Raw genomic sequence first — 12,405 nt, 5'->3', positions numbered from 1 at the left:
TTAAATTCGTATGTTCAGTGTCGTTCGCGGATTACGCTTCAACAATTGCCAGGATGTCGCTTTCAGACATGATCAACACTTCTTCATTGTCGATCTTCTCAGATTTCACACCGTAACCATCGTTGAAAATCACGATGTCGCCGACTTTCACGTCCAGCGGTTGCACGGTACCGTTATCCAGGATGCGACCCTTACCGACAGCGATGATTTCGCCACGAGTTGATTTACCCGCTGCAGAACCGGTCAGAACGATGCCGCCAGCAGATTTGGACTCAACTTCTTTACGTTTAACGATCACGCGATCATGTAACGGACGAATACTCATTGATAGCTCTCCTTTGAGAAAGTCATTATCAGTTATGGGTGACGCCGGCCCGCTAAGGTTCCCGGCTAGTGACCAGAGAGATGGGGATGGGTTTTTGCCCCTTCAAGGGGCAATGTGAAAAAAAATTCTGATCAGCAAAAAATCCTGTAAAAACCCTACTTACCTCACATTTCTCGCCTATTTAATCGCTGGCGTCATAAGCAAATCTGATTGTGATAACATCGAAAACCTGCGCAGTGGCCTGGCATTCAGGCGCAAACGGATAACAACTCATGAGTGGACTGAAACAAGAGCTTGGATTGGCTCAGGGTATTGGCCTGTTGTCGACATCATTATTGGGAACAGGCGTGTTTGCCGTCCCGGCCCTGGCGGCACTGGTAGCAGGCAACAACAGCCTGTGGGCCTGGCCAGTTTTGATTGTGCTGGTGTTTCCCGTTGCGATTGTGTTTGCCCTGCTAGGCCGACATTACCCCAGCGCAGGCGGCGTCGCACATTTCGTCGGCATGGCGTTTGGCCCACATCTTGAACGGGTCACCGGCTGGCTGTTTTTGTCCGTCATTCCCGTGGGTCTTCCTGCTGCGCTGCACATTGCCGCCGGGTTTGGTCAGGCGATGTTTGGCTGGCACGGCTGGCAACTATTGCTGGCCGAACTGGGTACCCTGGCGCTGGTGTGGTTTATCGGTTCACGCGGCGCGAGCTCCAGCGCAAACCTGCAAACGGTGATTGCCGGTCTGATCGTGGCGCTGATTGTCGCTATCTGGTGGGCTGGCGATCTCACACCAGCAGAAATCCCTTTCCCTGCGCCAGCCGATATTGAAATGTCGGGGTTATTCTCCGCGCTGTCGGTGATGTTCTGGTGCTTCGTCGGTCTGGAAGCGTTCGCCCATCTGGCCTCAGAATTCAAAGACCCCGAACGGGATTTCCCTCGCGCACTGATGATGGGTCTGCTGCTGGCCGGTTCGGTCTATTGGGCCTGCACCGTTGTGGTTCTGCACTTTGATGCCTATGGCGAAACGATGGCAGCGGCGGCCTCATTACCGGAAATTGTCGTGCAATTGTTTGGCGTTCAGGCGCTGTGGGTAGCCTGTGTGATCGGTTATCTGGCCTGCTTTGCCAGCCTCAATATTTATATTCAGAGTTTTGCCCGTCTGGTGTGGTCACAGGCGCAATACAAACCGGACCATTATCTGGCCCGTCTCTCCTCTCGTCATATTCCACGCAACGCGCTCAATGCCGTGCTGAGCTGCTGCGTGGTCAGTACGCTGTGCATTTATGCGTTAGAGATCAATCTCGATGCGCTCATCGTCTATGCCAACGGCATCTTTATCATGATCTATCTGTTGTGCATGCTGGCAGGGTGTCGCCTGTTGAAAGGGCGGTATCGCGCGCTGGCGATGGTGGGCGGATTACTATGCCTTCTGTTACTGGCAATGGTCGGCTGGAAGAGTCTGTATGCGCTGATTATGTTGGCGATACTGTGGCTGTTTTTGCCACAACGAAAAAAGGTTGAACATCACTTATAGGCCGGTTCTACGAAAATGCCCGGTGGCGCTTACGCTTACCGGGCCTACGGGAATCAGTCGCGACGATCGTCTTTGTGTTCGATACGGTCACGTTCTTCATCTTTGCGCTGGAACTCACCGTCAAAGGTGTCGCCACCGCCGGTTCCGGCGCTAAAGCCGCCACCCGGCATCCGGGAAAAACGCAAATGCGGCAGCAGCTTCATCGTCAGATGCTTCTGCACCGGTGGTAATAAAAGAAGAAGACCGAGGAAGTCGGTGAAAAAGCCTGGCAACAACAGCAACAGACCCGCGATGATCAGCGAAACACTCTTGATCATCTCTTCAGCCGGGCTCTCTCCTGCCGCCATTTTCTGCTGCATCAGCAAAAAGTTCTTAAATCCCTGGTTGCGTACCAGCGACATCCCGATGACCGAGGTGAAAATCACCAGTATGAGCGTCATCAGTACACCCATCACATGGGCAACCTGAATAAAGATAGAAATCTCAATATAAACATAGAGAAAGACTGCAAGTAACGGTATCCAGCGCAAAAGGATTCTCCTCAAACGACCGCCGTGATGCCCACGTCGGCCCGAAAATAGTTGCGATTCGCATTAGTCGGATGTAGGGGTAGTTCGCAAAATTTCAAGCTATTTGTACACTTATTTTTAGAGATAATCCTAAAGCGGTGACCTATTTCACAAAATAATAATTAAGGAGTAATTTACCACACTTAAAGTGATCCAGATTACGGCACAATTTCTGAAGCAGAATATGATCTCGTTGACCAGACCGATGTAGGGGATAATCGTCGGTCAAGAAACAATCGAAACCACATATATTCTGTGTGTTTAGTGCATTCATTGGCAGCTTTAAATAAAGAAGGTTCACATGTTAAACAACATTCGTATCGAAGAAGATCTGTTGGGTACCAGGGAAGTTCCAGCCGAAGCCTACTATGGTGTTCACACTCTGAGAGCGATTGAAAACTTCTACATCAGCAACAACAAAATCAGTGACATCCCTGAATTTGTGCGCGGCATGGTAATGGTTAAGAAGGCCGCTGCTCTGGCAAACAAAGAGTTGCAGACCATCCCTAAAAGTGTAGCGAACGCCATCATTGCTGCATGTGATGAAGTCCTGAATAACGGCAAATGCATGGACCAGTTCCCGGTAGACGTTTACCAGGGCGGTGCAGGCACCTCCGTCAACATGAATACCAACGAAGTGCTGGCCAATATCGGGCTGGAGCTGATGGGTCACCAGAAAGGTGAATATCAGTACCTGAACCCGAACGACCACGTGAACAAATGTCAGTCTACTAACGACGCCTACCCAACCGGTTTCCGCATCGCCGTTTACGCTTCTATCGTAAAACTGGTCGATGCTATCAACCAACTGCGTGAAGGCTTTGAGCGTAAAGCTGTCGAATTCCAGGACATCCTGAAAATGGGTCGTACCCAGTTGCAGGATGCAGTTCCGATGACCCTGGGTCAGGAATTCCGTGCTTTCAGCGTACTGCTGAAAGAAGAAGTGAAAAACATCGAGCGTACCGCTGAACTGCTGCTGGAGGTTAACCTCGGCGCAACGGCTATCGGTACCGGTCTGAATACCCCGAAAGAGTACTCTCCGCTGGCAGTACAGAAACTGGCGGAAGTCACTGGCTTTGCCTGCGTTCCTGCTGAAGACCTGATCGAAGCGACCTCTGACTGCGGCGCTTACGTGATGGTACACGGCGCGCTGAAACGCCTGGCGGTGAAGATGTCCAAAATCTGTAACGACCTGCGCTTGCTCTCCTCTGGCCCACGTGCCGGCCTGAATGAGATCAACCTGCCGGAACTGCAGGCGGGCTCTTCTATCATGCCAGCGAAAGTGAACCCGGTTGTACCGGAAGTCGTCAACCAGGTGTGCTTCAAAGTCATCGGTAACGACATCACCGTCACCATGGCGTCTGAAGCCGGTCAGCTGCAGCTGAACGTGATGGAGCCAGTGATTGGTCAGGCGATGTTTGAATCGATTCACATCCTGAGCAACGCCTGCTACAACCTGCTGGAGAAATGTGTTAACGGTATTACCGCTAACAAAGAAGTGTGCGAAGGGTATGTCTACAACTCTATCGGCATCGTCACCTACCTCAACCCGTTCATCGGCCACCACAACGGCGACATCGTCGGTAAGATTTGTGCCGAAACCGGTAAGAGCGTACGTGAAGTGGTGCTGGAGCGCGGTCTGTTGACTGAAGCTGAGCTGGACGATATTTTCTCCGCACAGAACCTGATGCACCCGGCTTATAAAGCAAAACGCTATACTGATGAAAACGAACAGTAATCGTACAGGGTAGTACCATGGAGGGCACGTCAGATGACGTGCCTTTTTTCTTATAAGAAGTTACTAAATAACAACAATTTAATATCAACTTGTTAAACAACAAGGAAGGCTAATATGATAGTTGTCGAACTTATCATTGTTTTGCTGGCAATCTTTTTGGGCGCCAGACTTGGGGGCATCGGGATTGGATTTGCAGGTGGACTGGGTGTTCTGGTTCTTGCCGCTATCGGCGTGAAACCGGGTAACATTCCGTTCGATGTGATTTCCATCATCATGGCGGTTATCGCTGCTATCTCCGCGATGCAGGTTGCGGGCGGTCTGGACTATCTGGTTAACCAGACAGAAAAACTGCTGCGTCGGAATCCGAAATACATCACGATCCTTGCACCAATCGTGACCTATTTCCTGACTATTTTTGCAGGCACCGGGAACATCTCCCTGGCAACGCTGCCGGTTATCGCTGAAGTGGCGAAGGAACAGGGCATCAAGCCTTGCCGTCCGCTCTCCACCGCGGTGGTTTCCGCTCAGATAGCGATCACTGCATCGCCTATCTCTGCTGCGGTCGTCTACATGTCTTCGGTCATGGAAGGCCATGGCATTAGCTACATCCACCTGCTGTCTGTGGTCATTCCGTCCACGCTGCTGGCGGTGCTGGTAATGTCCTTCCTCGTGACCATGCTGTTCAACTCCAGGCTCTCTGACGATCCGGTATACCGTAAACGTCTGGAAGAGGGTTTGATTGAGCTGCGCGGTGAGAAGCAGATCGAAATCAAACCTATGGCGAAGAACTCCGTCTGGCTGTTCCTGCTGGGCGTAGTGTGCGTAGTGGTTTATGCGATCATCAACAGCCCGAGCCTCGGTCTGGTTGAGAAACCGCTGATGAACACCACCAACGCTATCCTGATCATCATGCTGAGCGTCGCGACGCTGACCACGATCATGTGCAAAGTGGAAACCGACGCCATCCTCAACTCCAGCACCTTCAAAGCCGGTATGAGCGCCTGTATTTGTATTCTGGGCGTTGCATGGCTGGGTGACACGTTCGTGTCTCACAACATTGACTGGATCAAAGACACTGCAGGTGAAGTAATTCAGGGCCATCCGTGGCTGCTGGCTGTCATCTTCTTCTTTGCTTCTGCACTGCTGTACTCTCAGGCAGCAACCGCTAAAGCACTGATGCCGATGGCGCTGGCGCTGAACGTTTCTCCGCTGACTGCCGTTGCGTCTTTCGCTGCGGTTTCTGGTCTGTTCATTCTGCCTACTTACCCAACGCTGGTTGCGGCGGTACAGATGGATGACACCGGGACAACGCGTATCGGTAAATTTGTCTTTAACCACCCGTTCTTCATCCCTGGTACGCTGGGTGTGTTACTGGCGGTTTGCTTCGGCTTCCTGCTGGGCAGTTTCATGCTGTAAGTGTTACCTGCGGGGCGTGTTCACGCCCCGCATTTCCCTCCCCTTTGTCTAACATCCTTCCCTCGTCCGTTGTATAGTGACCACTCTTTTGCCGGTCATTCTGTTCATTCGAGGTGTTTATGCATGATGTGAGTCGTCAGGATATCGCCCTCTCCGATGCCGTTGTTGTACTCTGTACCGCGCCGGATGAAGCCACCGCCCAGGATCTGGCGGCCAAAGTGCTGGCAGAAAAACTGGCGGCCTGCGCCACGATTATTCCCGGTGCCACCTCGCTGTATTACTGGGAAGGAAAACTGGAGCAGGAATACGAAGTCCAGATGATCTTAAAAACCTCGGTGGCACACCAGGACGCCTTACTCGATTGCCTGAAGTCTCATCACCCGTATCAAACGCCCGAGCTTCTGGTTTTACCCGTTACCCACGGAGACAGTGATTACCTCTCATGGCTCAACGCATCCTTACGCTGATCCTGCTTTTTTGCAGCACATCGACTTTTGCCGGACTTTTCGACGCGCCGGGTCGCTCGAATTTTGTCCCTGCTGACCAGGCCTTTGCCTTTGACTTTCAGCAAAACCAACACGATCTTAATCTCACCTGGCAGGTGAAAGACGGGTATTACCTGTATCGCAAGCAGATCAGTATTACCCCTGCACGGGCGGAAATCGCGGAAGTGACGCTGCCAGCGGGCGTCTGGCATGAAGATGAATTCTACGGGAAAAGCGAAATCTATCGCAATACGCTCACCATTCCGGTTACCGTCAACCAGGCGCAGTCTGGCGCCACGCTAACGGTCACGTATCAGGGCTGTGCCGATGCGGGTTTCTGTTATCCGCCGGAAAGCAAAACCGTGCCGCTAAGTGAAGTGACCGCCAGCGCGAAGCAGAAACCAGTGGCGCCAGCAGCAATACAGCAACCGCCGCAGCCGGAGCAAGCGCCAGCCCAGCTCCCCTTCTCCGCCCTGTGGGCGCTGCTGATCGGTATTGGCATCGCTTTTACCCCCTGCGTACTGCCGATGTATCCACTGATTTCCGGCATCGTACTGGGCGGTAAACAGCGTCTTTCCACCGGACGCGCACTGCTGCTGACATTCATCTACGTACAGGGGATGGCGCTGACCTATACCGCGCTGGGGCTGGTGGTGGCCGCCGCCGGATTGCAGTTCCAGGCGGCTCTTCAGCATCCGTATGTCTTAATCGGCCTGGCAGTGGTCTTTACCCTGCTCGCCCTGTCGATGTTCGGCCTGTTCACCCTGCAACTGCCATCGTCGCTGCAAACGCGCCTCACGCTGATGAGTAACCGTCAGCAAGGCGGTTCTGCGGGTGGCGTGTTTGTGATGGGCGCGATTGCCGGGCTGATTTGTTCGCCGTGTACCACCGCACCGCTGAGCGCCATTTTGTTGTATATCGCTCAGAGCGGGAATCTGTGGCTCGGCGGCGGTACGCTGTATCTCTATGCACTAGGGATGGGGCTGCCGCTGATGCTGGTCACCGTCTTTGGTAACCGTCTGCTGCCGAAAAGCGGCCCGTGGATGGCGCAGGTCAAAACGGCGTTTGGCTTTGTTATTCTCGCGCTGCCGGTCTTTTTGCTGGAGCGCATCATCGGCGATACGTGGGGCTTACGCCTGTGGTCGCTGCTGGGCGTGGCCTTCTTTGGCTGGGCGTTTATTACCAGCCTGCAAGCAACGCGTAGCTGGATGCGCATCGTGCAGATAATCCTGCTGGCGGCGGCGCTGGTCAGCGTGCGTCCGCTCCAGGACTGGGCGTTTGGCACGACGGTGACCCAGACACAGGCGCATCTGGACTTCAAACCGGTGGCAAGCGTTGAGGAGCTTAATCAGGCGTTGGCCGAGGCGAAAGGCAAACCGGTGATGCTGGACCTGTACGCCGACTGGTGCGTCGCCTGTAAAGAGTTTGAAAAGTACACCTTCAGCCATCCACAGGTAAAACAGGCGCTGGGCGATACGGTACTGTTACAGGCTAACGTCACCGCCAATAACGCACAGGATGTGGCGCTGTTGAAGCATTTGCAGGTATTAGGACTGCCAACCATCCTGTTCTTTGATACGCAAGGTCAGGAACACCCGCAGGCACGGGTGACGGGCTTTATGGATGCGGCGACATTTAGTGCGCATTTGCGCGATCGCCAACCGTGAGCGACACTTTCAGAGGTAAAGACGGAGGAATGACCGTGCAACGTGAAGATGTCCTGGGAGAAGCCCTAAAATTACTCGAGATCCATGGGATTGCGAACACCACACTGGAGATGGTGGCCGAGCGCGTAGATTATCCGCTCGATGAAATGCAGCGTTTCTGGCCGGACAAAGAGGCCATTCTGTATGACGCGCTGCGCTATCTCAGCCAACAGGTGGATATCTGGCGTCGCCAGCTATTGCTGGATGACACCCTGAGTGCCGAGCAAAAGCTGCTGGCCCGCTACACGGCGCTGGCAGAGTGCGTGAGTAACAATCGTTACCCGGGCTGCCTGTTTATCGCCGCCTGTACGTTTTATCCCGATCCGTCGCACCCCATTCATCAACTGGCAAATCAGCAAAAAAGCGCGGCGCACGATTTCACTCACGAACTGCTGACCACGCTGGAGATTGACGATCCGGCAATGGTGGCTAAACAGATGGAACTGGTGCTGGAAGGCTGTCTGAGCCGTATGCTGGTCAATCGCAGCCATGCGGATGTGGAGACGGCGCATCGTATGGCAGAAGACATTCTGCGCTTTGCCCAGTGCCGCCAGGGCGGGGCGCTGACCTAAGCAAACACTCCCGCCCACGCAGAGATCAACAAACACAACGCCATCACACGCTGAAAACGCACCATCGCCACGGTGGTGCGAAACACTCGGTTTACCGCCTTTCCCAGCCACGCCCAACACAGCAAACATCCGATAGAGATGAGCAAAAACCACAGCGCCATCAATGTAATATCGCGCAGTGCGTGACTCCCGGTCGGCGCAAACAGACTCACCACCGCCAACGCCATCATCCACGTTTTCGGGTTTACTATCTGCAGCAGCGCCGCGGCGCGCGCGGTAAAGCGATGAGATGGTTTTCCGGACAGATTCGCAGCCGGAGCGTTGAATAACTGCCAGCTCATCCAGCTTAGCCACGCTACGCCTGCCCAGCTCATCACCTGCCGCACCAGCGGATGTTGATGCAATATCTCCCCAGCCCCGGCCCCAGAAATCAACACAATCATGCTCGCCGCCACACAACCGCTGACCAACGCAGGTAGTGTCGCTTTCACGCCATGATGCTGACTGTTCGCCAGGATGAGGATATTGGTGGGACCGGGGGTGATAGAGGCGACAAACGCAAACAGCAAAAACGGCGCGATACTCACAGGCAGACTCCTTTTTAGTTGAGCTTCTGACTGTGACGCTATTTCCTGTAAACGTCTGGAAGGTTTGTGCACAAGCGACGGTAATGCGCAGGCGAAATACGATACGCACGCTGGAACCAGCGCCCCAGATGGCTTTGATCGGCAAATCCCAACGCTGCTGCGACATTAACCGGCAGCGCGCCCTTCGCCAGCATCTGACGTGCCTTTGCCAGCCGTAGCTGAATCAACCATGCGTGTGGAGCGAGGTGAAACTCGCGTTTAAAGCTGCGCGTCAGCGTAAAACGATCCGTTCCGGTCTCACGCGCCAGATCGGAAAGGCCAATGTTGTCACCCATATGCGCATGCAGATAATCCCGGGCGCGATGGGCGATCGCCGCGCTCTGTATCTGCGAAGGGAGGCGCTTTCGCCAGTGGCAATGGGTGGTGAGCTGTGAAAGAAGATGATCCATCGTACTTTGTTGCACAATACGCATCTCTTCGGTATGCAAGGCGTTAAACGTTTCGCCAATGGCGCGCACCAGCTGCGGCTCACGCGACAGCGTCCGGCTGAAATGCAGGGAATAGCTGTCCGGCGTGGTGTCATAAAGGCCCTGCAACGTTTTTGTCAGCCACTGCTCATCCAGATAAAAGGTGAGATAGGTAAACCCACCGGCCACCGGCGCATCGCCATCATGAATCTCACCCGGCTCCAGCAAAAAAGCATCACCCGGTTGGCTGTGGTGACACTCACGCCGACAGTGAAATTGCTGCGTACCGGAAAGGGTAATACCGACCAGAAAGCTATCGTGCCAGTGCGGGTCAAATGCATGCCCTTCAAAATGGGCTTTGATTGTCTCAATACCGGTATCGGCATGTTGTCGCAGCTCAAGCCAGTCGTTTGCCATACTGCCCTCCTCTCGCTGCCAGCATTGCCTGTTCAGAACGCATCTGTCTGGAAGATTTGTGCAAACTGAACGCAGAAACGCACAGATTGCCGCAAACTTAAGCAGTTGAACAGCTTTTCCCTAAATTAGGTTGACTGTCGTGCATGATTACGGTTTAATGCGCCCCGTTGCCCGGATAGCTCAGTCGGTAGAGCAGGGGATTGAAAATCCCCGTGTCCTTGGTTCGATTCCGAGTCCGGGCACCAATATTCATAAGGCCTCGCTGCAAAGCGGGGCTTTTTCCTTTTCTGGCTACGGTAGATTTCTGGTCGTTGCAACACGTTATTTGTTTGCTGGATTTCTCGCCATTTTCGCAGATGTTCGTTACTTTTACACACCTCAACACCCTCTGATGTGTCTCTTCCTTACCCCACTGCTACGGTCTTTCTACGGTCCTCTACGGTTCCTTTCTCTAAGATTATTCATAATGAAGCAGAGAATACGGGGGAAATGGGGGATTTCATAATTTACTTTATTTAACAACAAATTACCTTCCATTACCCCCGAGGGAAGACCGGGGAGACTCCTCTTCAGGCAAGGGGGAAGAACTCAGCGTTATCAACTCCCCTTGTCAGTCGGGTGTTTCCACCATCTACTCCACCTGTAATATTCCTTTTTTTCACCTTATGATTCTTCGCATCAGCAAAATCCCCCGCTTTCCACGTCATTAAAAAATGACTCAGCCCCATCGGAATTCCTTACCTGAACATAAACTTTGAACTGTAATACTTACATTAAACAATGTGTATTACCGATTTAAAATAGCCATAACCCAGCCCCTTTATAAGGGGCTAGATTTTGTTAGAAAATAATATTACTTATATCAGAAATAGCATTCAAAGATCCTCTATAGTCGCTCCCTGTTTTAGGAAGAATGTAAGAGTATCTGGAATCACCATTATATACTAACTTCCAATGCTTACCTTCCTCAGACAACTCAAACCCAAGTTCCTTAAGCTGCCTTGACGTTGCCTTATCCATACTCCTGTAGCCATTAAGTGCTCTTTTCAAATGAGTTTGACGCGAATTTGCTTCCATAGTTTGAGGGTTATTGGAAATTAAAGAAGATAATATATGATTACTTCGACTACCCTCTTTCGTATTCACAATAGCAACCTTCAGTGCTTCTATTATTACATCTTTGATCTCACCATTGAAAAAGTCAGTTTCTTCCCCTGCATTCATTACTATACTTCCTTGAGCTGAAGCTTGTGATTGAAGCATTCGAACACGATATTCTAAAGATAATATATTACTTTTGAGTTCTTCTATTGTTTCATCTTTTGCAACATTATCGGCCTCATACAAACCCATCAATTCACTTGTGTATTCACCTCTAATCTTAAGTGTATTAATAGAATCCTTAGTTCTTCTTTTTTGTATTTCACTCCATCCCCCCTCAGAGACGGGAGCCATTGTAGATGTGGCTTTTACGACATCATCAAATAATTCATCCTCAAACTCCTTCGCTGTTTTCTCACCCCGACGGTAAAAGGAGATATTTTGTCCTCGCGGCCAGTAAATTCCGACTGCACCTGCGTAAGCATTTTTAGAATTTGTCTCATTTTTTAGTTTTATTGAAAACATTTTCTCACGAGGTTCAATTAGAACATGAGCTATGCCACACACCTTTCTTGCTAATCGCTCAGGAATAATGTTATGAGGATGTTCATTGTAAAAATATTTCGAACTGACATAGATTATTGGCAGCCTGTTTTCAGTTTCTCCATTGATAACTTTTGCCGCCAACTTTAAATGCTCTTCAGAATTCGAAAGGTAATCAGGTTCTATTGATGTTTTGAAGGCATCATCCAAACCACCAGAAAATTTATCTATCAACCTAATTACTATCAAAGGTTTTTTAGGTTGAGGTGCTAAATACGCAGCCTCCTGACTAACCACACTTGATTCAACTTGGATCCATACCGTATTATTTATTAAGTTCTTATTTATAGATATATCAGTTACCCATTTGTGTGGTTCGGAAATTTTAGAATATCTGAAGCAACCTAACTGAACATCTTGGTTGCCATGAGTAATTACATCAATCCTTTCATTACTTGACTCTACATAAAAATCTTCACTAAGATAGTCACACGCCAATTGTGCAGGTATAAAGTTTGTGTGTGGTGATTCATGAATCCAAGAAAAGCACTCATTGAATACATCGTCAAATAAAACATCATTCGAAACATAGAAACCAGTGGAGAAAAACTTCATTGACATTGTCCTTTTGATATGAGGTTACCTTAAGAAGATAATGAAAATTAAATTTAAAATCAACCCACAAGCCCTCCCTTCCCAAAAAAAACAACTATATCAACTGAGATAGGGGGGTCAGAACAAAGACGATGTATTCCACATAATCATGAAATAAACCTACAACACCAAAATTAAAAAATGTAGCCCTATAAAAAACAACACCTACTAAATTAATGATTAATCATTAATGCAGAAGCATGCTCTCAAAATAAGCACATACTCTCCAATAAGGTATTTCTGGATAATGTCGACCATATATGTAATTAAAATCAATCAAAGCACATATTATTTTTTTGAAT

The 12,405-nt window shown here is 50.6% G+C and carries 11 protein-coding genes and 1 tRNA gene; 7 read left to right on the top strand and 5 right to left on the bottom strand.

The genetic code is table 11. The features are described from left to right. Positions 1–31: 31 nt before the first annotated feature. On the bottom strand, positions 32–325 hold the full coding sequence (locus OGW13_RS14770) for a co-chaperone GroES (protein ID WP_000027827.1): 294 nt from the start codon (positions 323–325) through the stop codon (positions 32–34). 272 nt (positions 326–597) lie between these two features. On the opposite strand from OGW13_RS14770, the gene yjeH reads away from it, so the two are divergent. Continuing rightward, positions 598–1,848, top strand: a complete 1,251-nt coding sequence (gene yjeH / locus OGW13_RS14765) for an L-methionine/branched-chain amino acid transporter (protein WP_109739545.1) — start codon at positions 598–600, stop codon at positions 1,846–1,848. A gap of 53 nt (positions 1,849–1,901) precedes the next feature. Here the strand turns inward: yjeH and OGW13_RS14760 are convergent, their stop codons facing one another. After that, the gene (locus tag OGW13_RS14760; protein WP_042999159.1) at positions 1,902–2,378 is read right to left on the bottom strand and encodes an FxsA family protein; all 477 of its coding nucleotides are present in this window, start codon (positions 2,376–2,378) and stop codon (positions 1,902–1,904) included. Positions 2,379–2,718: 340 nt separating this feature from the next. Here OGW13_RS14760 and aspA point away from each other — a divergent pair, with 340 nt between their 5' ends. The 5 genes from aspA (at position 2,719) to OGW13_RS14735 (ending at position 8,334) form a co-directional block, all read left to right on the top strand. After that, positions 2,719–4,155 (top strand): aspartate ammonia-lyase, encoded by a 1,437-nt coding sequence (gene aspA, locus OGW13_RS14755; RefSeq protein WP_042999158.1) that lies wholly within the window; start codon positions 2,719–2,721, stop codon positions 4,153–4,155. Between the two features lie 114 nt (positions 4,156–4,269). Next, positions 4,270–5,571: an anaerobic C4-dicarboxylate transporter DcuA gene (gene dcuA / locus OGW13_RS14750; protein ID WP_042999157.1), complete on the top strand. Its 1,302-nt coding sequence runs from the start codon at positions 4,270–4,272 to the stop codon at positions 5,569–5,571. A 119-nt stretch (positions 5,572–5,690) separates the two neighbouring features. Continuing rightward, positions 5,691–6,038 (top strand): divalent cation tolerance protein CutA, encoded by a 348-nt coding sequence (cutA, locus tag OGW13_RS14745; protein ID WP_044257253.1) that lies wholly within the window; start codon positions 5,691–5,693, stop codon positions 6,036–6,038. After that, the gene (locus OGW13_RS14740; protein ID WP_109739546.1) at positions 6,014–7,723 is read left to right on the top strand and encodes a protein-disulfide reductase DsbD; all 1,710 of its coding nucleotides are present in this window, start codon (positions 6,014–6,016) and stop codon (positions 7,721–7,723) included. The genes cutA and OGW13_RS14740 overlap by 25 nt, the downstream gene beginning before the upstream one ends. Before the next feature lie 35 nt (positions 7,724–7,758). Then, positions 7,759–8,334 carry a transcriptional regulator gene (locus OGW13_RS14735; RefSeq protein WP_287116250.1) on the top strand — a complete coding sequence of 192 codons (576 nt, stop codon included), beginning with the start codon at positions 7,759–7,761 and terminating at the stop codon, positions 8,332–8,334. On the opposite strand, the gene OGW13_RS14730 is transcribed toward OGW13_RS14735, so the two are convergent. Both OGW13_RS14730 and OGW13_RS14725 read right to left on the bottom strand, forming a co-directional pair. After that, entirely contained in the window at positions 8,331–8,921 is a 591-nt protein-coding gene (locus OGW13_RS14730) for a LysE family translocator (protein WP_109739547.1), read from the bottom strand. The genes OGW13_RS14735 and OGW13_RS14730 overlap by 4 nt on opposite strands. A gap of 38 nt (positions 8,922–8,959) precedes the next feature. Then, positions 8,960–9,805: an AraC family transcriptional regulator gene (locus OGW13_RS14725; protein ID WP_044268503.1), complete on the bottom strand. Its 846-nt coding sequence runs from the start codon at positions 9,803–9,805 to the stop codon at positions 8,960–8,962. 169 nt (positions 9,806–9,974) lie between these two features. Here OGW13_RS14725 and OGW13_RS14720 point away from each other — a divergent pair. Beyond that, positions 9,975–10,050: transfer RNA gene (locus OGW13_RS14720), tRNA-Phe, on the top strand. A 595-nt stretch (positions 10,051–10,645) separates the two neighbouring features. Here OGW13_RS14720 and OGW13_RS14715 read toward each other — a convergent pair. Further along, complete coding sequence (locus OGW13_RS14715; RefSeq protein ID WP_039260992.1) at positions 10,646–12,064, bottom strand: hypothetical protein; 1,419 nt, start codon at positions 12,062–12,064, stop codon at positions 10,646–10,648. Positions 12,065–12,405: the final 341 nt, after the last annotated feature.

Source organism: Citrobacter sp. Ca225 (assembly GCF_030337175.1).
GTDB lineage: Bacteria > Pseudomonadota > Gammaproteobacteria > Enterobacterales > Enterobacteriaceae > Citrobacter_A > Citrobacter_A amalonaticus.
The sequence above is the reverse complement of the archived record's forward strand: the minus strand, read 5'-3'. Positions and strand labels throughout refer to the sequence as shown.

Bases quoted from the DNA above. Each gene is read 5' to 3' on its own strand.
- aspA (WP_042999158.1), top strand. From the start codon at position 2,719: ATGTTAAACAACATTCGTATCGAAGAAGATCTGTTGGGTACCAGGGAA.
- yjeH (WP_109739545.1), top strand. From the start codon at position 598: ATGAGTGGACTGAAACAAGAGCTTGGATTGGCTCAGGGTATTGGCCTG.
- OGW13_RS14715 (WP_039260992.1), bottom strand. From the start codon at position 12,064: ATGAAGTTTTTCTCCACTGGTTTCTATGTTTCGAATGATGTTTTATTT.
- dcuA (WP_042999157.1), top strand. From the start codon at position 4,270: ATGATAGTTGTCGAACTTATCATTGTTTTGCTGGCAATCTTTTTGGGC.
- OGW13_RS14770 (WP_000027827.1), bottom strand. From the start codon at position 325: ATGAGTATTCGTCCGTTACATGATCGCGTGATCGTTAAACGTAAAGAA.
- cutA (WP_044257253.1), top strand. From the start codon at position 5,691: ATGCATGATGTGAGTCGTCAGGATATCGCCCTCTCCGATGCCGTTGTT.
- OGW13_RS14740 (WP_109739546.1), top strand. From the start codon at position 6,014: ATGGCTCAACGCATCCTTACGCTGATCCTGCTTTTTTGCAGCACATCG.
- OGW13_RS14725 (WP_044268503.1), bottom strand. From the start codon at position 9,805: ATGGCAAACGACTGGCTTGAGCTGCGACAACATGCCGATACCGGTATT.